Source organism: Pseudomonas sp. MYb13, assembly GCF_002980075.1.
GTDB lineage: Bacteria > Pseudomonadota > Gammaproteobacteria > Pseudomonadales > Pseudomonadaceae > Aquipseudomonas > Aquipseudomonas lurida.
Genome location: NZ_PCQI01000001.1, coordinates 571,752 through 597,372 on the forward strand (window position 1 = coordinate 571,752; position 25,621 = coordinate 597,372).

Consider the following 25,621-nt stretch of genomic DNA (forward strand, 5'->3'; position numbering starts at 1 on the left):
TGATATTTACCGATGGTGAGTGTCGCCAGTCGGCCGCTGAAAATGGCGGACCTGGATCTGGAAACCATTACGTAAACCTACATAGAGGCTTTCCCCGGGAACGAGTCCCGCAGCGGTGGCCCAACGGGCCAGATCGTCCTGTTCAAAACCCAACCAGAGATCACCGCAGGCCTCCCTGGCCCAATTCTGGTTGTGGCTGCATAAATCCGTGACCAGCAGGCTACCGCCGGGGTGCAGCAGCCCGGCCATTTGCTTGAGGGCGTCGGCGGGGGCGGCGAAATGGTGCAGCACCATATTCAACACCACGCAGTCGGCCTGCAGGCTGTTGTGGTTCAGCGCGTCCGCCAACTGCAGGCGAACGTTGCCCAATGCTTCACGCTCGCAGAGCTGGCGCGCCAGTTCGAGCATCGCCGGGCTGTTGTCCAGCGCCGTGACCTGCTGGAACCGTCGCGCCAGGTCCGGCAGGAAACCGCCATCGCCCGGGCCGACTTCCAGTGCCGTGGCCTCATGACTGAAGCTCAACTTGTCCAGCAGCGCCAGCACGCTGTCGCGGTACTGAGGCAAGCCTGCGATCAAGTCCTGTTGGGCGCGAAACTTCTCTGCAACCCGTGCGAAAAAGTCCTGGCTCGCGGCGGCGCGCTGTCCATGCACCTGGCCGATGCGCGACTGTACGTCGCCCGGAAGGCTCAGGTTATCCACTTCTTCGAGCAGGGCTGCGTGCAGCTTGCCGCCAAGCAATTCGGTATGGGGCAGGGCACGGCGGTAGAAAATCGCATTGCCTTCACGGCGGGTCGCTACCAGGTCGGCCTGGGCCAGGACCTTCAAGTGGTGGCTCATGCCGGACTGGCCGATGGCGAAGATCTGCGCCAGTTCGAGTACGCCAAACGAATCGTTGGCCAGTGCGCGCAATACGTTCAGACGCAACGGGTCGCCAGCGGCCTTGCACAAGGCTGCCAGTTCATCGCCGTCGTCGGGGCGCAGTGAGGGCACGGGTAGGTTCATAAGGCCAGCAGTCTAGTGATGGGTGGAAATACCCGCAAGGCCAATATCAAAAAGTTTTGATATTGATCGATAAGTGGCGGTTATAAGCCGCCGCCATGACCTTTAGACGAACTGGTTAAAGGTTTCTGCAGGCGATTGCCGGGCAAAGCACAGGAAAAACGCCCACAAGTGACTATCTGTCATTGCCCGCAGGCGGTGGCTGAGGGAAAATGCCGGTCCTTTTTTGCGTTTCTTTTAATCAATCACTATTCAAAATCCTCAGGAGAACAGCGATGCCCAGCCGTCGTGAGCGTGCCAACGCCATTCGTGCCCTCAGCATGGATGCCGTGCAAAAAGCCAACAGCGGCCATCCCGGTGCCCCGATGGGCATGGCGGATATCGCCGAGGTACTTTGGCGTGACTACCTGAAACACAACCCGAGCAACCCGTCGTTCGCCGACCGTGACCGCTTCGTGCTGTCCAACGGGCACGGCTCGATGCTGATCTACTCGCTGCTGCACCTGACCGGCTACGACGTCACCATCGATGACCTCAAGAGCTTCCGCCAGCTGCACAGCCGCACCCCGGGCCACCCGGAATTTGGCTACACCCCAGGCGTCGAGACCACCACCGGTCCCCTGGGCCAAGGCCTGGCCAATGCCGTTGGCTTCGCGCTGGCTGAAAAAGTCCTGGGCGCGCAGTTCAACCGTCCTGGCCACGACATCGTCGATCACCACACCTACGTGTTCCTGGGTGATGGCTGCATGATGGAAGGCATTTCCCACGAAGTCGCTTCCCTGGCCGGTACCCTGGGCCTGGGCAAGCTGATCGCCTTCTACGATGACAACGGTATTTCCATCGACGGCGAAGTCGAAGGCTGGTTCACCGATGACACCCCGAAGCGTTTCGAAGCCTACAACTGGCAGGTGATCCGCAACGTCGACGGCCACGATCCGGAAGAGATCAAGACCGCCATCGATACCGCCCGCAAGAGCGCGCAGCCGACCCTGATCTGCTGCAAGACCACCATCGGTTTCGGTTCGCCGAACAAACAGGGCAAGGAAGACTGCCACGGCGCCCCACTGGGTGACGCGGAAATCGCCCTGACCCGTGAAGCCCTGAAGTGGAACCACGGCCCGTTCGAAATCCCGGCCGACATCTACGCCGAATGGGATGCCAAGGAAAAAGGCCTGGCGACCGAAGCCGAGTGGGACCAGCGTTTTGCTGCCTATTCCGCCGAATTCCCTGAACTGGCCAATGAGCTGGTACGCCGCCTGGCTGGCGACCTGCCTGCCGACTTCTCGGAAAAGGCCTCGGCCTACATCGCCGAAGTCGCGGCCAAGGGCGAGACCATCGCCAGCCGTAAAGCCAGCCAGAACACCCTGAACGCCTTCGGGCCGCTGCTGCCTGAGATCCTCGGTGGTTCGGCTGACCTGGCCGGTTCCAACCTGACCCTGTGGAAAGGCTGCAAAGGTGTGTCGGCTGAAGACGCCAGCGGCAACTACATGTACTACGGCGTGCGTGAGTTCGGCATGAGCGCCATCATGAACGGCGTGTCCCTGCACGGCGGCCTGGTGCCTTACGGCGCGACCTTCCTGATGTTCATGGAATACGCCCGCAACGCCGTACGCATGGCTGCGTTGATGAAGAAGCGCGTCATCCACGTGTACACCCACGATTCCATCGGCCTGGGCGAAGATGGCCCGACGCACCAACCGGTCGAGCAACTGACCAGCCTGCGCACCACGCCGAACCTGGATTGCTGGCGCCCAGCCGACGCGGTGGAATCCGCCGTGGCCTGGAAGCACGCCATCGAGCGCAAGGACGGCCCTTCGGCGCTGATCTTCTCGCGTCAGAACCTGCAGCACCAAGTGCGTACCGACGCGCAGATCGCCGACATCAGCCGTGGCGGCTACGTGCTCAAGGACTGCATCGGCGAGCCGGAGCTGATCCTGATCTCCACCGGTTCCGAAGTGGGCCTGACCGTGCAGGCGTACGACAAGCTGACCGCGCAAGGCCGCAACGTACGTGTTGTGTCCATGCCGTGCACCAGCGTGTTCGAAGCCCAGGACGCCGGCTACAAGCAATCGGTGTTGCCGTTGCAGGTCAGCGCGCGTATCGCTATCGAAGCGGCTCACGCCGACTACTGGTACAAGTACGTGGGCCTGGAAGGCCGCGTGATCGGCATGACCACCTACGGTGAGTCGGCGCCAGCGCCAGCGTTGTTCGAAGAGTTCGGCTTCACCCTGGAAAACATCCTGGGCCAGGCTGAAGAGCTGCTGGAAGACTAAGTCAGTCTGCGTTGTCTGTACTGGCGACACCGCGGGCAAGCCCGCTCCCACATTTGGCTCTCGGTCTAATGTAGGAGCGGGCTTGCCCGCGATGGCGATACTGCATTCAACACCGAACTTACCTTGATCGAGAACCCCATGCCCCAACCGCGTCCCTACAAAGTTGCACTCAACGGCTACGGCCGCATTGGTCGTTGCGTCTTGCGTGCTCTGTTCGAGCGAGGGGCGGCGGCGGGGTTTGAAATTGTTGCAATCAACGATCTGGCCGACATGGCCAGCATCGAATACCTGACACGCTTCGACTCCACCCACGGCCGCTTCCCCGGCGAAGTACGGGTCGAAGGCGATTGTCTGCATATCAATGGCAACTGCGTGCAAGTCTTGCGCAGTGCCACCCCCGAAGGCATCGACTGGAACGCACTGGGCGTCGACCTGGTGCTGGAATGTTCCGGTGTCTACCACACCCGGGCCGATGGCCAGCGTTTCCTCGACGCCGGCGCACCGCGTGTGCTGTTTTCCCAGCCGATGGCCAGCGAGGCGGACGTGGACGCCACCATCGTCTACGGTATCAACCAGGATTGCCTGACCGGCAATGAGCTGCTGGTGTCCAACGCGTCCTGCACCACCAACTGCAGCGTGCCGTTGTTGCGCCTGCTGGATCAGGCGATCGGCCTGGACTACGTGTCGATCACCACCATTCACTCGGCGATGAACGACCAGCCGGTGATCGACGCCTACCACCACGAAGACCTGCGCCGTACGCGCTCGGCGTTCCAGTCAGTGATTCCGGTGTCCACCGGCCTGGCGCGCGGTATCGAGCGACTGTTGCCGGAACTTGCCGGGCGAATCCAGGCCAAAGCCGTACGGGTGCCGACGGTGAACGTGTCCTGCCTGGACATCACCATGCAAACCGTCAGCGACACTGACGCGACGGAGGTCAACCGGATCCTGCGCGACGCCGCCACCAGCGGCCCGCTCAAAGGCTTGCTGGCGTACACCGAGTTGCCGCACGCCAGTTGCGATTTCAACCATGACCCGCATTCGGCGATTGTCGATGCCAGCCAGACCCGCGTTTCCGGCCCGAGGCTGGTGAACATCCTGGCGTGGTTCGACAACGAATGGGGCTTTGCCAACCGAATGCTGGATGTTGCGGAACATTATCTGCACATCGCATCCAAACAACCTCAACAGTAATTCAGGAACTGCGACCCATGACCGTGTTGAAGATGACCGACCTCGATCTGCAAGGTAAGCGCGTACTGATCCGCGAAGACCTCAACGTCCCAGTCAAGGACGGTGTTGTCACCAGCGATGCGCGAATCCTGGCTTCGCTGCCGACCATCAAGCTGGCCCTGGAAAAAGGCGCGGCCGTGATGGTCTGCTCCCACCTGGGTCGCCCGACCGAAGGTGAGTTCTCCGCCGAAAACAGCCTCAAGCCTGTCGCCGAGTACCTGAGCAAGGCCCTGGGTCGCGACGTGCCGCTGGTGGCCGACTACCTGGGCGGCGTTGACGTGAAGGCCGGCGACATCGTGCTGTTCGAAAACGTGCGCTTCAACAAAGGCGAGAAAAAGAACAGCGACGAACTGGCCCAGCAATACGCCGCGCTGTGCGACGTGTTCGTGATGGATGCCTTTGGCACCGCCCACCGCGCTGAAGGCTCCACCCACGGCGTGGCCAAGTTCGCCAAGGTTGCTGCGGCTGGCCCACTGCTGGCTGCTGAACTGGACGCACTGGGCAAGGCCCTGGGCGCGCCGGCGCAACCGATGGCTGCCATCGTCGCCGGTTCCAAGGTGTCCACCAAGCTGGACGTGCTTAACAGCCTGAGCCAGATCTGCAACCAACTGATCGTCGGCGGCGGCATTGCCAACACTTTCCTGGCCGCAGCCGGCCATCCGGTGGGCAAGTCCCTGTACGAGCCGGACCTGCTGGACACCGCCCGCGCTATCGCAGCCAAGGTCAGCGTGCCGTTGCCGGTGGACGTGGTGGTGGCCAAGGAATTCGCCGAAAGCGCCGAAGCCACCGTCAAGCCGATCGCTGACGTGGCCGCCGACGACATGATCCTGGATATTGGCCCGCAAACCGCAGCCAACTTCGCCGAACTGTTGAAAGCGTCCCAGACGATCCTGTGGAACGGCCCGGTTGGCGTGTTCGAATTCGACCAGTTCGGCAACGGCACCAAGGTGCTGGCCAAGGCCATCGCCGAAAGCTCGGCATTCTCCATCGCTGGCGGCGGCGACACCCTGGCTGCCATCGATAAATATGGCGTGGCTGACCAGATCTCCTACATTTCTACCGGTGGTGGCGCGTTCCTCGAGTTCGTCGAGGGCAAAGTGCTGCCGGCCGTTGAAGTGCTGGAAACCCGAGCCAAAGGCTGAGGCTCGTGATCCGGAAAAGGAGTATTCCCATGATCAAGTCGTTGGCATTGGTGATCGCAGCAGGCCTTTTGGCTGGCTGCGGCAGCACGCCAAGCGCGGCGCCGGAGGCGGGCAAGCCTGGCGCCGAGCAGAAAAAAAGCTGCTACCAGGCTGACTGGCAAGCCGAGACCATGCCGGTGATCAACAAGCGCATCGGCAACGAACGGCTGGAGAAATACGACTCCGCGCCCAACGGTCAGGAACAGGGTTGCCCTTGACGGGTCTGATCAACTAACCGACAGCAGCGGCGGCCCCCTGGTCGCCCTGTGAGGATTGGCAATGAAAGGCGTTTTCGCCCTGGCAGCCCTGGCCCTGTTGGCCGGCTGCAGCAGCATGAACATGTTCAACAAGGCAGAGCCTGCCGATAAGTGGACCACCTGGACCTGCGACAGCAAGGCCGAGGTCAACTGGCGCTTTGCCAACCCGGCCCGCACCGAGGTCGATGTTCGCCTCGGCGGTTCCGACCAGGTCTACCGCCTCAAACAGGACGTTGCCGCCTCAGGCGTGCTGTACAGCAACGACCAGTTGGCGTTTCACACAAAAGGTGAGGAAGGCCTGGTTTACTGGGTAGCCACCGATGATTTGATCGGGCGCGGCTGCAAAGCCCAATAGTGAGCTCACTGAAGATCAACGGTGGGAGCGAGCTTGTCCGCGAAAGCGGTGGGGCAGTAGGCGAATTCGGTGACGGCAACACCGCCATCGCAGGCAAGCCAGCTCCCACATGAGTTCGGTTCCACAGTGGAATGTGAGTCGAGCTCATCAGCAATAACGATTCAGCAGGTCAGATGTACACACCCTGACCGGCAATAACTTGAATAGCAGCCGCCGCTACGGCAGGCTTGCACGATTAACGACCCTCGACCGGGAGAGACAACACAATGGCACTTATCAGCATGCGTCAAATGCTGGACCACGCAGCCGAGTTCGGCTACGGCGTCCCAGCCTTTAACGTCAACAACCTTGAGCAGATGCGCGCCATCATGGAAGCCGCTGACAAGACCGACTCCCCCGTGATCGTCCAGGCCTCGGCCGGTGCGCGCAAATACGCCGGTGCCCCGTTCCTGCGTCACCTGATCCTCGCCGCGATCGAAGAATTCCCGCACATCCCGGTGTGCATGCACCAGGATCACGGCACCAGCCCTGACGTGTGCCAGCGCTCCATCCAACTGGGCTTCAGCTCGGTGATGATGGACGGTTCCCTCGGCGAAGACGGCAAGACCCCGACCGACTACGAATACAACGTCCGTGTGACCCAACAGACCGTGGCCATGGCTCACGCCTGCGGCGTTTCGGTTGAAGGCGAGCTAGGCTGCCTGGGTTCCCTGGAAACCGGCATGGCCGGCGAAGAAGACGGCATCGGTGCCGAAGGCGTGCTGGATCACAGCCAGATGCTGACCGACCCGGAAGAAGCCGCTGACTTCGTGAAGAAGACCCAAGTGGATGCCCTGGCCATTGCCATCGGCACCAGCCACGGCGCCTACAAGTTCACCAAGCCGCCTACCGGCGACGTGCTGGCTATCGACCGCATCAAGGAAATCCACAAGCGCATCCCCAATACCCACCTGGTGATGCACGGTTCTTCCTCGGTCCCGCAAGAGTGGCTGGCGATCATTAACCAGTACGGCGGCGACATCAAGGAAACCTACGGCGTACCGGTTGAAGAAATCGTCGAAGGCATCAAGTACGGCGTGCGCAAGGTCAACATCGATACCGACCTGCGCCTGGCGTCCACCGGTGCGATGCGTCGCCTGATGGCTACCAACCCGAGCGAATTCGACCCGCGTAAGTTCTTCGGCGCGACCGTGACCGCGATGCGCGATGTGTGTATCGCACGTTATGAAGCGTTCGGTACTGCCGGTAATGCTTCGAAGATCAAGCCGATCCCCCTGGAAGCGATGTATCAGCGTTACCTGAAAGGTGAGTTGAACGCCAAGGTGAACTGAGCCTGAGGCGTTTAAACAGAAGCCCGCAGCGATGCGGGCTTTTTTTTGGCTGCGATTGGATCAATCGTGGTCGATATCCAACTTCGCAAACGTCACGCGCGCGCCTTCCTTGCTGTCCCCACTGTTGTCCTGCACATACGCCCCGGCCTTGAAGTACAACGGTTTGGCGCCCCACGCCGCGCCAATGCGCTCGTTCCACTCACCGTCTGCGGCATAGACGCTGAGCAGCCCGGCTTTGTTGAGGTTGATGACGTAGGTAAACGTTTTCTCCAGCGGCACATTCGACGCGACGATGATCACCCGTCCTTCATCTTCGTCCGGACGCATGCGCACCTTGGCGACGATATTGCCGGTCTGGGTCTTTTCCTTGAACTGGTACTCGAGCTTGATCAGCGGCTTCTGGCTGTCATAGGCATGGATCTGGCCGATCACGATCTTGCCGGTGGAGGGCACTTGATTAACGGCCAGGGTGGCGCGTAGGAAGTTGTCCGCATCCGGATAGGTCCAGTTGCGCAGGCGACCATCGGCGTAGGTTTCGCGCAATTCGCTGCGGGGATAAACGGCATTTTCGGTACGGGTGCCGGTCACGGGGGTCCAGAATTGGACGTTGCTGCCTTCGGCCTGGAAATACTGGTCTTTGAAGCCGTTCATCAGCTTCGGGGTGTCGATGGTGGCGGGCGGGGAGCCGACCGGGATACTGAGGTTCCAGGTAGATAGGTCGATCATGGCGTAGGCCTTTTTACAGAGGGGTGTAGGCTATGGCCCTTGGGCCAGACAGGTTCTTTATAGGTGGTGTTAAGCCTCTTGTTAAACGGTTGCTGGCAATTTATTGGCGTCAACAGAGTGTCAAAAAGCCATGTCGCCCATGCTCCGTGGGCTTCAGGCCTTGACCGTTAGTCGGCTTCCTGAGAATTGGCGCAATGATGGCACTGCGATTACTTCTGATTTTATGGAACCGGAGATAGAGTGAGGCCTCAGTGTTTGTCCGGGTTTTCTCCCAGAAGTGACCGGAGTGGCTCCTAAGGAAGAGACGTAGCATGGAATGCGCTCCACACCACGGCGATGGTCGTTCGGTTCTTTTGGTGGTCGATGACTACGCGGAAAACCTGCTCAGCATGCGCGCGCTTTTGCAGCGCGAAGACTGGCAGGTCATCACCGCCGGTTCTGGCCTGGAAGCGCTCGAATTGCTGCTGGCGCACGAAGTCGACCTGGTGCTGCTGGACGTAAAGATGCCCGGCATGGACGGCTTTGAAGTGGCCCGCCTGATGCGCGGCAACCAGCGCACGCGGATGACCCCGATCATCTTTCTCAGCGCCAACGCCCAATCACCTGCCGCCGTGCTGGAAGGCTACGCCAGCGGCGCCATCGATTACCTGTTCAAACCTTTCGATCCACATATTCTCAAGCCCAAGGTCCAGGCGTTGCTGGAGCACCAGCGCAATCGCCGGGCCTTGCATCGCCTGAGCCATGACCTGGAGTCCGCACGCGCCTTCAATGCGTCGGTGTTGGACAACGCGGCCGAAGGCATCCTGGTGGTGAGCGAGGAGGGCATGATCGAGTACGCCAACCCGGCGATATCCCGCCTGCTCAATGCCAAGATAGATGAGCTGCAGGGGCAGGAATTCTTGAGTTTCCTGCAGAAACCCCATGTGCCCGCATGGTTTGATTCGCAGATGTACAGCGCTTACCGCCAGAGCAACACCTGGCGCCTGCACGATGCGATCTTGCGCACCGGCCGCGGCCAACAGGTGCCGGTGGCCTTGTCCTGTGCGCCGTTACCTGCCGAACAGAAGGCGATGGTGGTGACGGTGCTGGATATGTCCGAAGTGCGCCATCTGCATCAGCAACTGGAGTTTCAGGCGGTCACCGACCCATTGACCGGGTTGCTGAACCGCCGCGGTTTTTATCAGGCGGTAGAGAACATCCTGTTGCGCAGCGAGCGCGTGGAGCAATCGTTGGTATTGCTCTACCTGGACCTCGACGGTTTCAAGCGGGTCAACGATTCCCTGGGCCATGACGCCGGCGACCGGGTACTGCGCTGGGTCTCGGAGCAGTTACAGGGCTGCCTGCGTTCCTACGACACTCTGGGGCGCATGGGCGGCGATGAATTCACCGCGCTGCTGGAGTTGGAGTTCCCGGAGCAGGCGGCGAAGATTGCGGAAAAACTGATCGAACGCGTGTCGGTCTGCCAGCAGGTGGATGGCCTGGATGTGATGCTTGGCGTCAGCATCGGCATCGCCACGTTCCCGGATTGCGGCTCGGACTTGAATGGCCTGCTGCGCGCGGCTGACATCGCCATGTACGAAGCCAAGCGCGCGGGCCGTCAGCAATATCGCTACTACGACCAGGAAATGAACGGCCGTGCCCGTTCGCGACTGATGCTCGAAGACAGCGTGCGCACGGCGATTCACAACAAGGATTTCACCCTCGTCTACCAGCCTCAGGTTTCCCTGGCGGACGGGCGTCTGCGCGGCGTCGAAGCATTGTTGCGCTGGCAGCACCCGAGTGTCGGCGATGTACCGCCGGGGCTGTTCTTGCCGTTGTTGGAAGAGGCGCGGTTGATCAGCCAACTGAGCACGTGGATTTATCAACAGGTCGCCGCGCAACGCCAGGCGTGGCAGGCCACCTTCGATGATGACCTGGTGCTGAGCGTGAGCCTGAGCAGCAACCAGTTCAATATGCCTAACCTCGCGATCCAACTGCAGCAGGTGCTCGACCGACATGGGTTGCAGGGGCACCAGTTGGAGGTTGAAATCAGCGAAGACAGCCTGATGAACAACCTGGAAGAGTCGACCAAGCAACTCACGTTATTGCGTCAGATGGGCGTGCGCACCGCCCTGGATGACTTTGGCCTGGGCAATTGTTCCCTGGCGCATCTGCGCGACCTGGCGTTCGACACCCTCAAGCTCGACCCGCAACTGGTCGCGCGCTTGCCGGGCTCCGCGCGGGATGCAGTGATGGCGCGCAGCATTATCGAGCTCTGCGGCCATTTTGATGTGGTCGTGGTTGCCGAGGGTGTGGAAACCCAGGAGCAAGCCCAGTGGCTCAAGGCCAACGGTTGCCCGTTCATTCAGGGCCCGTTGGCCGCGCAGCCGTTGGTGGCTGAGGAAGTGGCGCGCTGGTGCCGCGCCCGCGTGCGCTGAATTCGCTACACTGGCGCTCATCCGAACCCTGTTGCAGAACCCATGACCGCGCTGAAATACCTCCAGGCCTATCCCGCCGCCCTCCAAGAGCAAGTGCGCCAGCTGATCGCCAAGGACCAGTTGGGTGCCTACCTGGAGCAACGTTACCCCGAACGGCACGCCGTGCAGAGCGACAAGGCGTTGTATGCCTATGCCCTGGCCTTGAAGCAGGAACACCTGCGCAACGCGCCGGCGATCGACAAGGTGCTGTTCGATAACCGCCTGGACCTGACCCACCGCGCCCTCGGCCTGCACACCACGATCTCGCGGGTGCAAGGTGGCAACCTGAAATCGAAGAAAGAGATCCGTATTGCCGCGCTGTTCAAGGAAGCCGCGCCCGAGTTTCTGCGCATGATCGTGGTACATGAACTGGCGCACTTCAAGGAATCGGACCACAACAAGGCGTTCTATAAACTCTGTGAGTACATGATGCCGGGCTACCATCAGGTGGAATTCGACCTGCGGGTATACCTCACGTACCGCGACCTGCAGGGCAAACCCTGACCGCACAAGGCGAACGACCATGAATGTGAGCAAGACCAAGAGCAGCTTTTACCGCCGCCTTTACGTGGCCTACCTGATCGACAGCGGCCAGGCTAGCAGTGTGCCGGCATTGACCGAGGTGACGGGCATGCCCCGGCGCACGGCCCAGGACACGATTGCGGCATTGGCCGACCTGGACATCGTGTGTGAGTTCGAACAGGAAGACGGCGCCCGCAACCATGCCGGGCGCTATCGGGTTCGCAGTTGGGGAGCGATTGATCGGCGTTGGATCGAGGCGAATCTGGCTTCGGTGAAGCAGGTGCTGGGGTATCCCTGAAGGTAGGTGGTGAATCGTCTGACGCTTTCGCGGGCAAACCCGCTCCCACATTTGATCTGTGAATACTCTCGAATGTGGGCGCTGGCTTGCCTGCGAAGAGGCCCTCAGTCGCGGCGCATGCCGATGTGGGGAATATCATCCTCAAGGTATTCCTCGCCCGCCACCACAAACCCATACCGCCCGTAATACCCCTGCAGATGCGCCTGGGCTGACAGGAATATCGGTGTCTGCGGCCAGATATCGGCAATTTGCTTGAGTGTCTCCTCCATCATCCGATGCCCCAGCCCGGTGCCGCGCGCCACTGGCGCCACGATCACCCGGCCGATCACCACGTCACCGCCCTGGGCCTCCGGGTCCAGCAGGCGCAGGTATGCAACCAGTTGGTCATCCTCCCAGGCCATCAGATGGTGAGTGTCGCCCTCCAGGTCCTGCCCGTCGAGGTCCTGGTAAACACATTTCTGCTCGACAACGAAGACCTCGTTGCGCAGTCGCAGGATGGCGTAAAGCTGCTCTTTACCCAGGTCATCGTGATGCTTGCAGACCCATTCAACTGTCATGGCGTGTTCTCTTATCAATGTCTGTTGCAGATAGTAGGCGCAGCGGGCAACGCTGTCTAAATCAGCTATTTTTGTGAGTGGCGTCAAATTGCCATCATCGAGTCCGTTCGGTATCGGTTTGTTTGTGTAATCTGAGCTACTGTTAGAACCTCGGGCTTCGCCTGAGTTAAGGCCACCGCCTGCCTGCCAAGGACTTTGAGCATGCCGCGATTCTCTCGTGCCGTTGCTTTGATTGGAGTGTTGTTGCTGGCCCAGCCGGCCTTCGCGCAGCGTCTGCGGCTGGTAGCGGATGCCTGGCCACCTTTTACCGATGCCACGCTGATCAACGGTGGGCTGGCAACCGATATCGTCAGTACTGCCCTGGCCCGTGCGGGTTACGCCAGCGATTTTGAACAGGTGCCCTGGGCCCGGGCGTTGATGGGCGTGGGCGACGGGCGCTATGACGTGCTGGTCAACGCCTGGTACGACGATGCCCGTACGCAGTTGGGACAGTTTTCCGGCGAATACCTGCTCAACCGCGTGCGTTTCATCAAGCGCCGCGACGATCCCATTGAGTTCCAGAACCTCGAACAACTGCACGACTACCCTGTCGCCGTGGTACGTGGCTATGCCTATTCGGCGGCCTTCGACGGGGATGCGCAGCTACAGAAAGTCCCTGTGCATAACTTCGCCATGGCCGTGCGCATGCTCGCGGCGCAGCGCGTGCGGCTGACGGTGGAGGATGAATATGTGGCGCGCTATTACCTGTCGCGCGAGTCGGGGCGGGTGCGTAATGCAGTGGAGTTTTTGCCCAAGCCGCTGAGTGAAAACAGCCTGCACATCCTGGTCAGCCTGAAGAATCCCGAGCACGCACAGATTGTTGCCAGCTTTGACCGTGAGATTGCCAAGATGAAGGCGGATGGAAGTTATGCGCGGTTGATGAAGCAGCATGGGATGTAGGCGGCTTGCGGGCCCTGTCGGTCTACACCGCGCTCGTGTCCTTGATCAAATGCGCCGCCAGCGTACGCAGCGGTCCCAACTGCCGGCAGATCAACGCCAACTGCGTCTGCACCAAGCGCTGCCCTTCATCAATCTCATCCGGCATCTGCTCCAGGTCCGCCGCCAGCGCCTCCTCGGCATCGCTCTGGATCGCAATCGGCTGCTTGTTGGCCAGCCCCGTGGCGATTTCATCGATGCTCGCCGCCAAGGTATTTCCGGCGCCATCGATCAGATGCTCACGCACTTCGGCTGGTAATGGGGTCTCGCGGTGCGCGCCCAGCCCGGACAAATAACTGAGCAAGGTGTGCGACAGCACCAGGAAGCGGAAGCCCACGTCCGCCTCCTTACGGAAGTGGCCCGGTTCCATCAGCATGTTCGCCAGGGTGGTGGACAGCGCCGCATCGGCGTTGTGCGCATTGCGTCGGGCCAGGCGATAGGCCAGGTCGTCGCTCTTGCCCGCGGCGTATTGCTGCATGATCTGGCGCAGGTAGATGCTGTTGCAGCTCAGGGTGTTGGCCAGCACTTTGTTCAAGCGGCGACCTTGCCAGTCCGGCAGGAACAGGAAAACCGCCAGGCCGGCGATCAGGCTGCCGAGCAAGGTGTCGAACAGGCGTGGCAGGAATAGCCCGTAGCCATCGCCAACCTGGTTGAAGCAGAACAGCACCATCAGGGTAATGGCAGCGGTGGCCAGGGTGTAGCGGGTGGTACGGTTGATAAAGAACACCAGGCCGGCGGCAATGGCGAACATGGACTGCACCAGGGGGCTCGGGAACAGGTCGAACAGCGCCCACGCCACGGTGAGGCCGATGGCGGTGCCGATGATCCGCTGGCCGAGCTTGCGCCGGGTCGCCCCATAGTTCGGTTGGCAAACAAACAGCGTGGTGAGGATGATCCAGTAGCCCTGGGACGCGTGGATCGCATGCAGCATGCCGTAGCCGACGGTCAGCGCCAGGGACAGGCGCAGTGCGTGACGGAACAGCAGCGACGTCGGCGTCATCTGGGTGCGCAGGCGCGTCCACATTTCCTTGAGGTTGCGCGGGGCGCGGTCCAGCAGGTTGCTGTCGGTGGCATCTGCCAGGCTGTCAGGGTTGCTGGCGTCGCCCAGCAGGCGGTCCAGGGTGGACAGGTTGGCCGCCAGGGCGCGCAACGAGCGCAGCAGGCCGCGCCAGGCCGGGTTGCTCTGGATGCGCAGGTGTTCCAGGGACGCGTTCAGGTCACCCAGGGCTTCGGCGAAACTGTCGTCGTAGATGAATGGCTGGCGCATCTGGATCGATTCGGCCAGGGTCTGGCAGGCCTTGCCCTGTTGGCGCAGCAAGCGCTGGCAGCGGAACAGCACGTCGCTGTGGAAGAAAGCTTCGGCCAGGGCGTTGTAGGGGTAGTGCGACGAACTGGCGCGTTCGTGGATGTCCTGGGCCAGGAAGTACAGCTTCAGGTAGCGGCTGACTTTCGAGCCGGGGCGACCATTGCCCACGCGGTGCAGGATGATTTCCTTCGCCGCGTTGAGCGCTGCTACCACGCGACCGTTTTGCTGGGCCAGTTCCAGGCGTCGCGCTTCCACATCCAGTTGGCGGATCGGTTCGAACAACGACGACTTGAGCTTGAGGTAACGCCCCAGTTCGCGAAACAACCGCGCCAGGCTCTGCTGCACCGGCTGGTTGGAAAACAGCACCTGCCAGAGCACCGACAGGGCGCCGTACCAGGCGGCACCGGCCACCAGCAGCAGGGGTTCATGCCAGAAATTGGAGACGGCACCACCGCGCTGGTCCACGCCGATCATGGTGTACACCGACAGGATCAGCGTCGCTGACGCAATCGCGCCATAGCGTTCGCCCAAGGCGCCGAGCATGGTCAGGCAGAAGGTGGCCAGGGCCAGGGAGATCGCGAAGATCCAGGGATAGGGGAAGAGCAACTCCACCGACAGCGCGGCGATGCTGAAACACACCAGCGTGACCGCCAGGGCGTTGAGGCGACCCTGCCAGCTGTCATCGGTCTCGGCCAGGGCGCTGGCGATAATCCCCAGGAACAACGGGATCAACAACGTCATTTCATCCTGATACCAGCACAGCGCCATGCTGCCGGTGAGGGCGATGAACACCCGGATGCTGTAGCTGAATTTATCCAGCGCCCACAGGCGCCGCATGGACTGCTTGAACGAGGTCGATGACATGAAGTCTGGAGTCTTCCGGGACGATGCCGTTAAATTGAGCTATCAAGGACGCCACGGCAAGCGTGGCGATCACATCAAACCGCAAAATTTATTCCAGCCTCTCTCCCAAGAACACCACACAACCAAATGAGGGCGCGGGCTTGCTTGCGATGACGGCGGTGAATTCGACACCGCTGTCGCGGGCAAGCCCGCTCCCACAGGGGATGGCGTTTCAAGCTTGAAGTGGTGTCAGGCGTACTGCGCGGCCGCATAGCCGGACGCCCACGCCCACTGGAAGTTGAACCCACCCAGGTGACCGGTCACATCCAGCACTTCACCGATGAAGTACAGGCCCGGACTTTTCAGCGATTCCATGGTCTTGGACGACACTTCCCGCGTGTCCACTCCACCCAGGGTCACCTCGGCCGTGCGATAGCCCTCGGTGCCCGCCGGCACCAGTTGCCAGCTGCCGAGTTTTTGCGCGATGTCGGCAATTTCGGCGTGGGTGTACTGCTTCATCGGTTTGGACACGAACCAGGTCTCTGCCAACAGGTTGGCCATCTTCTTGGTGAAGATCTCGCCCAGCAGGGTTTTCAGCTCGCTGTTGGGGCGTTCGGCCTGTTGCTGTTGCAGCCAGGTAGGGGCGTCGTGGTCGGGCAGCAGGTTGATCTCCACGGTGTCACCGGTTTCCCAGTACGAAGAGATCTGCAAGATTGCCGGCCCGCTCAGGCCGCGATGGGTAAACAGGATGTTCTCGCGAAAGCTCTGGCCATTGCAGCTGACCAGACAATCCACCGACGTGCCGGACAGCTCGCCGCACAACTCCTTGAGTTGGTCAGTGATGGTGAATGGCACCAGCCCGGCGCGGGTCGGCAGCAGTTCGTGGCCGAATTGCTTGGCCACCTGGTAACCAAAACCGGTGGCGCCCAGGGTCGGGATCGACAAACCGCCGGTGGCGATCACCAGCGACTCACAGCGCAGCTCACCCAACGTGGTCTGCAACTGGTAGCCACTGTCGAGTTTGGCAATCGTCTCAATCGAGGTGTCCAGGTGCAGGCTGACGCCCGTCTGGATGCACTCGTCGAGCAACATGCCGAGGATGTCACTGGATTTGTTATCGCAGAACAACTGGCCGAGTTTCTTCTCGTGGTACGGCACGCCGTGCTTGGCCACCAACCCGATAAAGTCCCACTGGGTGTAGCGCGCCAGGGCGGATTTGCAGAAGTGTGCATTGTGCGAGAGGAAGTTGGCCGGCTCGGTGTACATATTGGTGAAGTTGCAACGGCCACCGCCGGACATCAGGATCTTCTTGCCGGCCTTGTTGGCATGGTCGATCAACATCACCTTGCGCCCGCGCCCGGCGGCGGTCAGCGCGCACATCAAGCCTGCGGCGCCGGCGCCAATGATCACAACTTCGGTCGAGCGCAAAACGGTGTCCTCACAAAAAAAGCCATGGAATGCAATCAGATGTGGGAGCAGGCAAGCCAGCTCTCACATTGATTCTGTTCCTACAGTCGATAGGCGGCGTTCTTAAAGGATTCGAACGCGCAACGAACGGCCCTTGATCTTGCCGTCATTCAAGCGCTGCAGCGCCTGTTTGGCGATCCCGCGTTCCACCGCCACGAAGGCCTGGAAGTCAAAGATCGCGATCTTGCCGACCTGGGCACCGGGGATGCCGGCTTCACCGGTCAGTGCGCCGAGGATATCGCCCGGGCGAACCTTGTCTTTACGACCGGCAGCGATGCACAGGGTGCTCATCTGCGGCAGCAGCGGACCGCCGCTTTGCGGCTTGAGGTTGTCCAGTTGGTCCCAGTTCAGCGGCGACTTCTGCAATTGCTCGATGGCCTGGGCGCGGTGCGCTTCGGACGGGGCGACCAGGCTGATCGCAATCCCGGTCTCACCCGCGCGACCGGTGCGGCCGACGCGGTGGATGTGGATTTCCGAATCGCGGGCCAGTTCGACGTTGATGACCATGTCCAGCGAGTCAATGTCCAAGCCACGGGCGGCCACGTCGGTCGCTACCAGCACCGACGTACTGCGGTTGGCGAACATTGCCAGCACCTGGTCACGGTCGCGCTGCTCCAGGTCGCCATGCAGGCCGACGGCGGAGATACCCTTGGACGTCAGGTGATCCACGGTTTCCTGCACTTGCTGCTTGGTGAAGCAGAACGCTACGCACGACGCCGGGCGGAAATGCGCCAGGACTTTGGTCACGGCCTCCATGCGCTCTTCTGGGGAGATCTCGTAGAAACGCTGCTCGATCTGGTCATCGGAGTGGAACGCCTCGGCCTTCACTTGTTGCGGCGCGCGCATGAATTTCGAGGCCAGCTGCTTGATGCTCACCGGGTAGGTGGCCGAGAACAGCAGGGTCTGGCGGCGTGGCGGGGTCTTGCTGATGATGTCTTCGATGGCATCGTAGAAGCCCATGTCGAGCATGCGGTCGGCTTCGTCGAGGATCAGCGTGTTCAGGCCGTCCAGCACCAGCGAACCTTTGCGCAGGTGCTGCTGGATGCGGCCCGGCGTACCGACGATGACGTGGGCGCCGTGTTCCAGGGAGGCGATCTGCGGGCCGAGGGACACGCCACCGCACAGGGTCAGCACCTTGATGTTGTCTTCGGCACGGGCCAGGCGGCGGATTTCCTTGGCGACCTGGTCGGCCAGCTCACGGGTCGGGCACATCACCAGGGCCTGGCAGCCGAAGTAGCGCGGGTTGATCGGGTTCAACAGGCCGATGCCGAATGCAGCGGTCTTGCCGCTGCCGGTCTTGGCCTGGGCAATCAGGTCCAGCCCTTTGAGGATCACCGGCAAGCTCTGCGCCTGGATCTGCGTCATCTCGACATAACCCAGCGAGTCGAGGTTAGCCAGCATGGCGGCGGACAGGGGCAAAGTATTAAAAGCGGTGGCGATGGTAGTCACGGGACTGGCTCTGCAAAACAAAATGTCGCGCAGTGTAGCAGCCCCCCGTAGGTTTTTTCGCATGTTCCAGACAAGGGGATGGGGAGCAGCGGCAAGTCACGAGCTGTAAGCGCCAGGCTTGAAGCCCGCAGCTCGAAGCTTGCAGCGGCTTCAATGCTCGATGTCGTGCTCGCGGCTGACCACCCGTTTGCCGTCAGTGGGCGACAGTTGCAGGAAGATCGCCGCCGCCAGCATCGCCATGATGCCCACGGTGAGAAAGGTCAGCTGGAACGCGCCGAGCACACTTTCCACGCCGTCATTGCCGGTTTCGGCCGTAAAGCCGCCGAGCAGTGCACCGGCGCAGGCCACGCCCAGGCTGAGGGACAACTGCGCCACCACCGACAGCAAACTGTTGCCGCTGCTGGCCTGGGCGTCGTCCAGGTCGATCAGGGTCACGGTGTTCATCGCCGTGAATTGCAGGGAGTTGATCGCCCCCAGCACCGCCAGCATGCACAACAGCAGTGGATAGGGCGTGTGCTCGCTGACCAGGCCCATGCTGGCCAGCATGATGCCCAGCGCCAGCGTATTGCCGGTCAGCACGATGCGGTAGCCAAGGCGTTCGATCAGCGTGCGGGCGATGGATTTGGCAAACATCGCCGCCGCCGCCAGCGGCAACATGCTCATGCCGGCTTCGGACGGCGAGTAACCCAGCGCCACCTGCAACAGCAGCGGCACCAGGAAGGGTAGGGCGCCGCTGCCCAGCCGAGCGAACAGGTTGCCGAGGATGCCCACGGCAAAGGTGCGCGTCTTGAACAGCACCGGCGAAAACAGCGGGTTGTCGATATGCCCGGCGCGCAGCCAATACGCCGCCAGGCACGCCAGCCCGCCGAACAACAGCAACATCACCCGCAGGTGCGGCAGGTGCAATTCGCCCAGGCCTTCCATGGCGATGGTGATCAGCACCATCGCCGCACCAAACAATAGAAAGCCGATGCCATCAAAGCGCGTGCGTTCGCTGCCGCGCAGGTCGGGGATCAGTTTCCACACGGCATAACAGCCGACCATGCCCACCGGCAGGTTGATCAGGAAGATCCAGTGCCAGGTCAGGTATTGCACCATCCAGCCGCCCATGGTCGGGCCCAGTAACGGGCCGAGCAGGCCGGGGATGGTGATGAAGCCCATGATGCGCACCAAGTCTGACCGCGGATAGGCGCGTAACACCACCAGCCGTCCTACCGGCAGCATCAGTGCGCCGCCCAGGCCCTGGATGACCCGCGCGCCCACCAGCATGGTCAGGCTGCTGGACAAGGCGCACAGCAGCGAACCAATGCTGAACAGCATGATTGCGCCAAAGAAGATTTTCTTGGTGCCGAAGCGGTCGGCGATCCAGCCCGAGGCCGGGATCAGCAAGGCGACGGTGAGCATGTAGGCGATCACCACCCCTTGCATGCGCAGCGGGTTTTCCGCGAGGTCCCGCGCCATGGCCGGCAATGCCGTGTTCAGAATCGTCCCGTCCAGCGACTGCATGAAGAAGGCAATCGCGACCACCCAGGGGAGCCAGCGGGCGGTCTTGGCATCGAGCGGGACGCGGTTCGGCATGGAAAACCTTTTTGTTAGCAGGCTATGTGTTGATGATTATGCGCTATCCGTTGCGCCTTTTCCCACTGGCGGTTCGTCTAAGTCCGACAACGCAGCGTGCTCGCCCACCAGGAAATCCAGCAGCGCGCGGTGTACTGCCAACGCGGCTTCTCGGGACTCCAGGTCGAGCAAGTGGCCAGTATGTTCGGCCACGGCAAAGCTGCTGCGTCCCACGTACTGCCTGAACGCCTTTGCCTCGGCGGCGGGGGTGTATTCGTCCAGCGCGCCGTTGAGAAAGTGCACCGGCGTTTCAATCTGCCTGAGTGCCGGCAGGTAGTTGCCATCGCCCAAGGCCAGCACCTGGTGGATATGAAAGCGCGCCTGGCGGTATTCGGTGGTGGCCATGGTCGACAAGTGCCGGTGGTTGTTGCGCTTGAGCCGGGGTGACAGGTACTTGCCCACGGTCTCATTGAGCAAGTGGCCAACGGCGGACTTGTCATCCGCCTCGATCAACACGCGCACGCGCTCCACATAGTCGAGCATGGCTTGGTTGAGGTTGGGCGCCAGGGCCATCACCACCGAGCTTTCGATCGACGGCGGGTTGTGCGCCAGGGTCAGCAGCGTCGAGATACCGCCCCAGGAGGCCGACACCAGATGGTTGACCTGGAAGCGCTCGACCAGGGCGCGCAGTATCTGCACCTCGTCGTCCTTGGTGACCAGGTCCAGGTCGGTGTTGTGTTCGCGGGAATAGCCGGAGAACGGCAAGTCGAACAGCAACACATTGAAATGCTCCGCCAGGCATTTGCTGGTACGGGCAAAAGAGCGGGTGGTGGACAGCGCGCCGTTGACCATCAGCACCGTCTTTCTTTGCGGATTGTTTCCCAGTTGCTCAACATGAACGTTGTAGTGCTTGAACAGCTTTTCAATGACAAAACTTCCATGGTTCATGTCAACGCTCCAGCTTGCCCTTCCCGGGCAAGGTCGTGCTCTCGTTGGTAGGGTGGCGGGATGCCACTAACCCTTATAACGAGGTTTTTTACAGGCGACAACAGAGCAGGGTGGAACAGGCGTGAGATGGGATTTGACGGTAGGAAGGGTTGACGCTAGGTGTCGGAATAAGCGCAGGACAATGTGGGAGCAGGCTTGCTCCCACAGGCAATGGGCGGAATCAGAGGGTTAAGGTCAGGCGTTTGACCAGCGCTCCCGGCAGCAGGTTGGAGGCGGTGTTGCGCTGGCTGTAGGTGCTGGCCGAGAGCAGCAGTTCCCGATCAGCGGTCAGTGCTTCCAGCTGCGAACCGAGCAGGTTGTAGACACTGTCATCAAAACGCATGGTGCTGACCGGCGCCTTGATCTCACCGTCTTCCACCCAGAACGTGGCGAAGCGCGTCATGCCGGTCAGGCGCGCCGCCGGCAGGTCGGAATAGTTCAGGTACCACAGGTTGCTGATGTACAGCCCAGTGCCCAACTGCTTGAGGATATCGGCCTGGGCCAGGCTGCCCGACGCGACCTGCAGGGCGCTCGGGGACTCGTCGCTGCTGGCGCCGTTGGTGCTCAAGCCGTATTCGGCGGCGCTGCGCGAATTCACCAGTTGGCCGTGGGCCTGGCCTGCATCGATCAGTGTCACATCGTTGCGTGGATAGCCTTCAGTGGAGAAGGCCTGGCTCAGGGAGCCGCTGATCTGTTCGGTCACCGTCACCAGCGGGCTCAACGACTGCTCGCCGGCATACAAGCGCTGTAGCGAGCTGCCTTTGCTGGCGATGGCCTGGGCGGAAAAACCTCCCCAGGTGATGATGCTGATGATCTCTTCCAGCGCCGCCGGGGCCAGGTAGGCCCGGTACTCGCCGGGCGCGAGCGGGTGCAGCGGGCGACCCAGGAATTCAAGCTGTTCACGGGCCTGCTTGAAGCGGCGGGCAAACTCGGCGCTGTCCCACGCATCGCCGGCGTAGCTGGCTTTCACCGCTTCGCCATTGGCGTGGAACAGGCTGAAGTCGAAGTTGAAACTGTTTGTCTGGTGCCAGCCGAATGCCCCATCCGAACTGGCAAAGCCACGGCTGATGGGGCCGGCGGCGTAGAAGCCGACCAGGTCGACACCTTCGGCCGCCTGCTTGATGTCTTCCAGCACCTGGGCCAGGGCCGGCAGCGGGCGGGCCTGTTCGTTGCGGCTTTGCCAGGCGTTGTGGTTGAGCAGCAGGTACGGATCCTGGGGCAGCAACGGCAGGGTTTCACGCAGTTGTTGCAGCCCATCGGCGAGGCGCTGGCGATCCAGTTCCGGCTCACCGGCCAGGGTGATGCCAAGGTCGGCATGGCGGCCGTCGTTGATCAGCTTGAGGTTGAGGCTGGCTTGTTGCACTTGCCCGGCCTGGCGCACCTTGGCGTGGTTGAAACGCACGAATTCGGACGCTTCGGCGGCATAGCCCAGGTGAAACTGTTCCTTGTCGGTGATGGCCTGCTTGAGCCACTCCACCAATGCCTTGAAGTTATTCATCAGGCATCTCCCCCGAATACGTCAACATTACTGAACACACAGGCCGGCGATGCATGGCCGACGCGGATGACCTGGTTAGGCTCGCCCTTGCCGCAGTTCGGCGTGCCCAGGACCTTGAAGGTGCTGGCGTCGCCCACGGCGCTGAGGTCGCGCCAGAAGTGCGCGGAAATGGCCCGGTAGTTGGGGTTTTTCACCACGCCCTTGAGTTCGCCGTTTTCAATCAACTGGCCCCACTCGCAGCCGAACTGGAATTTGTTACGCGCGTCGTCGATAGACCAGGAGCGGTTGGTCGACATCAGGATGCCGTTTTCGATGCCGCCAATCAGCTGCGCCAGGCTCTTGTCGCCGGCTTCGATATTCAAGTTGGCCATGCGGTCGATCGGCGGACGGTTCCAGCTGCAGGCACGGCTGTTGGCCACGCCGCCCATGCCGGTACGGAATTGCGACAGCGCGCCGCCCAGTGGCTTGAGCAGCAACCCTTCGCGGATCAGGAATTGCTTGCTGGCGGCAGTACCGTCGTCGTCATGGCTGTAGCTGGCCAGTTGTTCGGGAATGTCGGGGTCGAAGGTCACGTTGAGCAAGGTCGAGCCGTATTGCAGGTGGCCGAAGTCCTCGGCCTTGACGAAGCTGGTGCCGGCATAATTGCGCTCGTCGCCGAGGATGCGGTCGAGCTCCAGCGGATGGCCGATGGACTCGTGGATCTGCAGGATCATCTGGTCGGGCATCAGCAACAGGTCGCGTGGGCCCTGGGGCGTGTTTGGTGCCAGCAGCAGTTGCAGGGCTTCGTCGGCAATGCGCGGCGCGGCGCCGACCAGGCCGAAGCGGTCGATCACATCGAAGCCACCTTGCTGCCCGAAGTTGGTGCCGCCGAAGGTGCGCGACTGGCTGTCATTGCCGTCATAGGCGGTGACGTTGACGCCGGGGAATACAAAACGCTGGGCCTGGCGCAATTGGGCACCGGCAGAGTTGAGGTAGATCTGCTCGACGTGGGTCAGGCCGAGGCTGACTTCCCAGTTTACCAAGCGCTCGTCCTGGGGCACCGCAGCGGATTCGTCGCCGAGCAACTGGTAGCAATCGCTCAAGGAGGGGAACGCTTGCGCGAGGTTGGGCGAGAGGTAGTCGGCAATGTCACTGGACACGTGCTGGTCACGCAGGTCGAGCAGGGCATGGGGCTTGATCAGGCGGGCTTGCTGCTCGGCACGCTCAAGGGCGGCCTGCAAGCCTGGCAGGGAAATGTCGTTGGTCGCGGCGTAGGCTTCCACCCCATTGAAACGCACGGTGAGCATGACGCCTTCGTCGTGGTTCAGGTGCGGGGGCTCGGCAACGTTTTTGCGTACGGCCAAGTATTGGCCGGACTCGCGTACGTAGCGCAGCGAGAAGAAGTCGGCGGTGGTGCGCAGGGCACTGAAATGCTGTTTAAGTGTGGCGTGGTGGTCGAACATGGGGCCTTCCTTGTGGGCGGCTCGGCGCGGTCAGGCAAACAGGGTAGGCCTGGGCTGGTGAGCTGATCAAGGAAAGTGTAGAGGGTCTGCGGTGTCAGGTCGGGCTTGATCGCAGGCAAGCCTGGCGCCCACAGGTTGATCGTTGTGAACCCGATCAACTGTGGGGGCTGGCTTGCCTGCGATGCAGGCACCTCGGTCTTTCAGTTACTGCGCGGTGGGGCCCACTTCACGCAACGGCTTGCCACGCACTGGCGCATCGCCTGCCACGTAGTAGTCGGCGGTGCTGCGCGGCAGTGGCTGGCGGCCACGGATCTTGTCGGCGATTTTCTCGGCGATCATGATCGTCGGCGCGTTCAGGTTGCCGGTGGTGATGATCGGCATGATCGACGCATCGACCACACGCAGACCCTGCATGCCATGCACGCGGCCTTCACCATCGACGACGGCCATCTCGTCGGTGCCCATCTTGCACGAACAGGACGGGTGGAATGCCGTTTCGGCGTGCTCGCGGATGAACTTGTCCAACTGTTCATCGGTTTGTACGTCGATACCTGGGCTGATTTCGCGGCCACGGTATGGGTCCAGTGCTGGCTGCTGCATGATTTCACGGGTCAGGCGGATGCCATCGCGAAATTCCTGCCAGTCCTGCTCGGTGGCCATGTAGTTGAAGAGGATGCTCGGGTAGTCCCGTGGGTTCTTCGACTTCAGTTGCACGCGGCCACGGCTTGGCGAACGCATGGAGCCCATGTGCGCCTGGAAGCCATGCTCTTTCACACCGTTGCTGCCGTTGTAGTTAATCGCTACCGGCAGGAAGTGGTACTGGATGTTCGGCCATTCGAATTCTTCACGGGTACGGATAAAACCGCCCGCTTCGAACTGGTTGCTGGCGCCGATGCCGGTGCCGTTGAACAGCCATTCGGCACCGATCGCCGGCTGGTTGTACCAGAGCAGCGACGGGTACAGCGACACGGGCTGCGTGCACGCATATTGCAGGTAGAGCTCAAGGTGGTCCTGCAGGTTTTCGCCGACGCCTGGCAGGTCGTGGACCACCGGGATGTCGAGGCTTTCCAGCAGCTTGGCCGGGCCAACACCGGAGCGTTGCAGCAGTTGCGGCGAAGCGATTGCGCCGCTGCACACCAGCACTTCTTTACGGGCGCGGGCTTCAACGCGTTCTTCGGCAGCGCCGATCAGGTAACGCACACCAACGGCACGCTTGCCTTCAAACAAGACTTTGTCGGTGAGGGCGTGGGTGACGATGGTCAGCGTGGAGCGCTTCTTGGCGATGTCCAGGTAACCGCGCGCGGTACTGGCGCGACGGCCATTCGGCGTGACGGTACGGTCCATCGGGCCGAAGCCTTCCTGCTGGTAGCCGTTCAAGTCTTCGGTGCGTGGGTAGCCGGCTTGCACGCCGGCTTCGACCATGGCGTGGAACAGTGGGTTGTTGCCGGCTTTAGGCGTGGTGACGCTGACCGGGCCATCGCCGCCGTGCCAATCGTTCGGGCCGATGTCGCGGGTTTCGGCCTTGCGGAAATACGGCAGGCAGTCCAGGTAGGTCCAGTTCTCCAGGCCTGGCAGCTTTGCCCAGTTGTCGTAGTCCATGGCGTTGCCACGGATGTAGCACATGCCGTTGATCAGCGAGGAGCCACCCAGGCCCTTGCCGCGACCGCATTCCATCCGGCGGCCGTCCATGTGCGGCTCCGGGTCGGTCTCGTAGGCCCAGTTGTAGCGGCGACCCTGCAGTGGGAAGGCCAGGGCGGCGGGCATCTGGGTACGGAAATCCAGACGGTAGTCCGGGCCGCCGGCTTCCAGCAGCAGGACGGTGACGCCTTCGTCTTCGGTCAGACGGGTCGCCAGGGTGTTACCGGCGGAGCCGGCACCCACAATGATGTAATCGTATTCTTGGGACATA

The 25,621-nt window shown here is 61.6% G+C and carries 21 protein-coding genes; 10 read left to right on the plus strand and 11 right to left on the minus strand.

The features are described 5' to 3' along the window. Positions 1–6 precede the first annotated feature (6 nt). Positions 7–1,002, minus strand: coding sequence for a metalloregulator ArsR/SmtB family transcription factor (locus CQ002_RS02710; RefSeq protein ID WP_105162990.1), 996 nt, complete (start codon positions 1,000–1,002; stop codon positions 7–9). 272 nt (positions 1,003–1,274) lie between these two features. On the opposite strand from CQ002_RS02710, the gene tkt reads away from it, so the two are divergent. From tkt to fba, 6 genes are all read left to right on the plus strand, one after another. After that, positions 1,275–3,272 (plus strand): transketolase, encoded by a 1,998-nt coding sequence (tkt, locus tag CQ002_RS02715; RefSeq protein ID WP_028618256.1) that lies wholly within the window; start codon positions 1,275–1,277, stop codon positions 3,270–3,272. 138 nt (positions 3,273–3,410) lie between these two features. Beyond that, the gene (gene epd / locus CQ002_RS02720; protein WP_069078459.1) at positions 3,411–4,466 is read left to right on the plus strand and encodes an erythrose-4-phosphate dehydrogenase; all 1,056 of its coding nucleotides are present in this window, start codon (positions 3,411–3,413) and stop codon (positions 4,464–4,466) included. 17 nt (positions 4,467–4,483) lie between these two features. Next, positions 4,484–5,647 (plus strand): phosphoglycerate kinase, encoded by a 1,164-nt coding sequence (locus CQ002_RS02725; RefSeq protein ID WP_105162989.1) that lies wholly within the window; start codon positions 4,484–4,486, stop codon positions 5,645–5,647. 29 nt (positions 5,648–5,676) lie between these two features. After that, entirely contained in the window at positions 5,677–5,904 is a 228-nt protein-coding gene (locus CQ002_RS02730) for a hypothetical protein (protein ID WP_034109854.1), read from the plus strand. Between the two features lie 61 nt (positions 5,905–5,965). Further along, positions 5,966–6,298: an MliC family protein gene (locus tag CQ002_RS02735; protein ID WP_034109852.1), complete on the plus strand. Its 333-nt coding sequence runs from the start codon at positions 5,966–5,968 to the stop codon at positions 6,296–6,298. A 266-nt stretch (positions 6,299–6,564) separates the two neighbouring features. Continuing rightward, positions 6,565–7,629 (plus strand): class II fructose-bisphosphate aldolase, encoded by a 1,065-nt coding sequence (gene fba / locus CQ002_RS02740; protein ID WP_105162988.1) that lies wholly within the window; start codon positions 6,565–6,567, stop codon positions 7,627–7,629. A gap of 60 nt (positions 7,630–7,689) precedes the next feature. Here fba and CQ002_RS02745 read toward each other — a convergent pair whose 3' ends face one another. Continuing rightward, positions 7,690–8,355: a polysaccharide lyase family 7 protein gene (locus tag CQ002_RS02745; RefSeq protein WP_034109850.1), complete on the minus strand. Its 666-nt coding sequence runs from the start codon at positions 8,353–8,355 to the stop codon at positions 7,690–7,692. A 311-nt stretch (positions 8,356–8,666) separates the two neighbouring features. Between CQ002_RS02745 and CQ002_RS02750 the strand changes: the two genes are divergently transcribed. The 3 genes from CQ002_RS02750 to CQ002_RS02760 are packed head-to-tail and all read left to right on the plus strand — an operon-like array spanning position 8,667 to position 11,631. Continuing rightward, positions 8,667–10,772 (plus strand): bifunctional diguanylate cyclase/phosphodiesterase, encoded by a 2,106-nt coding sequence (locus CQ002_RS02750; protein ID WP_105162987.1) that lies wholly within the window; start codon positions 8,667–8,669, stop codon positions 10,770–10,772. Between the two features lie 42 nt (positions 10,773–10,814). Beyond that, entirely contained in the window at positions 10,815–11,315 is a 501-nt protein-coding gene (locus CQ002_RS02755; protein WP_010207148.1) for a M48 family metallopeptidase, read from the plus strand. A gap of 19 nt (positions 11,316–11,334) precedes the next feature. Beyond that, entirely contained in the window at positions 11,335–11,631 is a 297-nt protein-coding gene (locus CQ002_RS02760; RefSeq protein WP_105162986.1) for a helix-turn-helix domain-containing protein, read from the plus strand. 104 nt (positions 11,632–11,735) lie between these two features. Here the strand turns inward: CQ002_RS02760 and CQ002_RS02765 are convergent, their stop codons facing one another. Continuing rightward, complete coding sequence (locus tag CQ002_RS02765) at positions 11,736–12,188, minus strand: GNAT family N-acetyltransferase (protein WP_034109845.1); 453 nt, start codon at positions 12,186–12,188, stop codon at positions 11,736–11,738. 201 nt (positions 12,189–12,389) lie between these two features. Here CQ002_RS02765 and CQ002_RS02770 point away from each other — a divergent pair, with 201 nt between their 5' ends. Further along, positions 12,390–13,127 (plus strand): ABC transporter substrate-binding protein, encoded by a 738-nt coding sequence (locus tag CQ002_RS02770; RefSeq protein ID WP_034109843.1) that lies wholly within the window; start codon positions 12,390–12,392, stop codon positions 13,125–13,127. Positions 13,128–13,149: 22 nt separating this feature from the next. Here the strand turns inward: CQ002_RS02770 and yccS are convergent, their stop codons facing one another. From yccS to betA, 8 genes are all read right to left on the minus strand, one after another. Next, positions 13,150–15,333: a YccS family putative transporter gene (gene yccS / locus CQ002_RS02775; protein ID WP_034109841.1), complete on the minus strand. Its 2,184-nt coding sequence runs from the start codon at positions 15,331–15,333 to the stop codon at positions 13,150–13,152. A gap of 228 nt (positions 15,334–15,561) precedes the next feature. Beyond that, on the minus strand, positions 15,562–16,740 hold the full coding sequence (locus CQ002_RS02780) for an NAD(P)/FAD-dependent oxidoreductase (RefSeq protein ID WP_034109839.1): 1,179 nt from the start codon (positions 16,738–16,740) through the stop codon (positions 15,562–15,564). Positions 16,741–16,842: 102 nt separating this feature from the next. Continuing rightward, a complete protein-coding gene (dbpA, locus tag CQ002_RS02785; RefSeq protein WP_234010495.1) occupies positions 16,843–18,180 on the minus strand; it encodes an ATP-dependent RNA helicase DbpA in 1,338 nt (445 codons plus the stop codon). Positions 18,181–18,378: 198 nt separating this feature from the next. Beyond that, positions 18,379–19,806 carry a multidrug transporter subunit MdtD gene (gene mdtD / locus CQ002_RS02790; protein ID WP_034109835.1) on the minus strand — a complete coding sequence of 476 codons (1,428 nt, stop codon included), beginning with the start codon at positions 19,804–19,806 and terminating at the stop codon, positions 18,379–18,381. Between the two features lie 36 nt (positions 19,807–19,842). Further along, positions 19,843–20,733, minus strand: a complete 891-nt coding sequence (locus CQ002_RS02795) for an alpha/beta fold hydrolase (protein ID WP_105162985.1) — start codon at positions 20,731–20,733, stop codon at positions 19,843–19,845. 220 nt (positions 20,734–20,953) lie between these two features. After that, positions 20,954–22,270, minus strand: a complete 1,317-nt coding sequence (locus CQ002_RS02800) for a TldD/PmbA family protein (RefSeq protein WP_105162984.1) — start codon at positions 22,268–22,270, stop codon at positions 20,954–20,956. Next, a complete protein-coding gene (locus tag CQ002_RS02805) occupies positions 22,270–23,712 on the minus strand; it encodes a TldD/PmbA family protein (protein WP_105162983.1) in 1,443 nt (480 codons plus the stop codon). Before CQ002_RS02805 ends, CQ002_RS02800 begins: the two co-directional genes overlap by 1 nt. Positions 23,713–23,916: 204 nt before the next feature. Then, a complete protein-coding gene (betA, locus tag CQ002_RS02810) occupies positions 23,917–25,620 on the minus strand; it encodes a choline dehydrogenase (protein ID WP_034110672.1) in 1,704 nt (567 codons plus the stop codon). Position 25,621 lies beyond the last annotated feature (1 nt).

What these genes read in the sequence shown, in the direction of transcription:
- CQ002_RS02710 (WP_105162990.1), bottom strand. Translation starts at nt 1,002, where the DNA reads ATGAACCTACCCGTGCCCTCACTGCGCCCCGACGACGGCGATGAACTG.
- tkt (WP_028618256.1), top strand. Translation starts at nt 1,275, where the DNA reads ATGCCCAGCCGTCGTGAGCGTGCCAACGCCATTCGTGCCCTCAGCATG.
- epd (WP_069078459.1), top strand. Translation starts at nt 3,411, where the DNA reads ATGCCCCAACCGCGTCCCTACAAAGTTGCACTCAACGGCTACGGCCGC.
- CQ002_RS02725 (WP_105162989.1), top strand. Translation starts at nt 4,484, where the DNA reads ATGACCGTGTTGAAGATGACCGACCTCGATCTGCAAGGTAAGCGCGTA.
- CQ002_RS02730 (WP_034109854.1), top strand. Translation starts at nt 5,677, where the DNA reads ATGATCAAGTCGTTGGCATTGGTGATCGCAGCAGGCCTTTTGGCTGGC.
- CQ002_RS02735 (WP_034109852.1), top strand. Translation starts at nt 5,966, where the DNA reads ATGAAAGGCGTTTTCGCCCTGGCAGCCCTGGCCCTGTTGGCCGGCTGC.
- fba (WP_105162988.1), top strand. Translation starts at nt 6,565, where the DNA reads ATGGCACTTATCAGCATGCGTCAAATGCTGGACCACGCAGCCGAGTTC.
- CQ002_RS02745 (WP_034109850.1), bottom strand. Translation starts at nt 8,355, where the DNA reads ATGATCGACCTATCTACCTGGAACCTCAGTATCCCGGTCGGCTCCCCG.
- CQ002_RS02750 (WP_105162987.1), top strand. Translation starts at nt 8,667, where the DNA reads ATGGAATGCGCTCCACACCACGGCGATGGTCGTTCGGTTCTTTTGGTG.
- CQ002_RS02755 (WP_010207148.1), top strand. Translation starts at nt 10,815, where the DNA reads ATGACCGCGCTGAAATACCTCCAGGCCTATCCCGCCGCCCTCCAAGAG.
- CQ002_RS02760 (WP_105162986.1), top strand. Translation starts at nt 11,335, where the DNA reads ATGAATGTGAGCAAGACCAAGAGCAGCTTTTACCGCCGCCTTTACGTG.
- CQ002_RS02765 (WP_034109845.1), bottom strand. Translation starts at nt 12,188, where the DNA reads ATGACAGTTGAATGGGTCTGCAAGCATCACGATGACCTGGGTAAAGAG.
- CQ002_RS02770 (WP_034109843.1), top strand. Translation starts at nt 12,390, where the DNA reads ATGCCGCGATTCTCTCGTGCCGTTGCTTTGATTGGAGTGTTGTTGCTG.
- yccS (WP_034109841.1), bottom strand. Translation starts at nt 15,333, where the DNA reads ATGTCATCGACCTCGTTCAAGCAGTCCATGCGGCGCCTGTGGGCGCTG.
- dbpA (WP_234010495.1), bottom strand. Translation starts at nt 18,180, where the DNA reads ATGCTGGCTAACCTCGACTCGCTGGGTTATGTCGAGATGACGCAGATC.
- mdtD (WP_034109835.1), bottom strand. Translation starts at nt 19,806, where the DNA reads ATGCCGAACCGCGTCCCGCTCGATGCCAAGACCGCCCGCTGGCTCCCC.
- CQ002_RS02795 (WP_105162985.1), bottom strand. Translation starts at nt 20,733, where the DNA reads ATGAACCATGGAAGTTTTGTCATTGAAAAGCTGTTCAAGCACTACAAC.
- CQ002_RS02800 (WP_105162984.1), bottom strand. Translation starts at nt 22,270, where the DNA reads ATGAATAACTTCAAGGCATTGGTGGAGTGGCTCAAGCAGGCCATCACC.
- CQ002_RS02805 (WP_105162983.1), bottom strand. Translation starts at nt 23,712, where the DNA reads ATGTTCGACCACCACGCCACACTTAAACAGCATTTCAGTGCCCTGCGC.
- betA (WP_034110672.1), bottom strand. Translation starts at nt 25,620, where the DNA reads ATGTCCCAAGAATACGATTACATCATTGTGGGTGCCGGCTCCGCCGGT.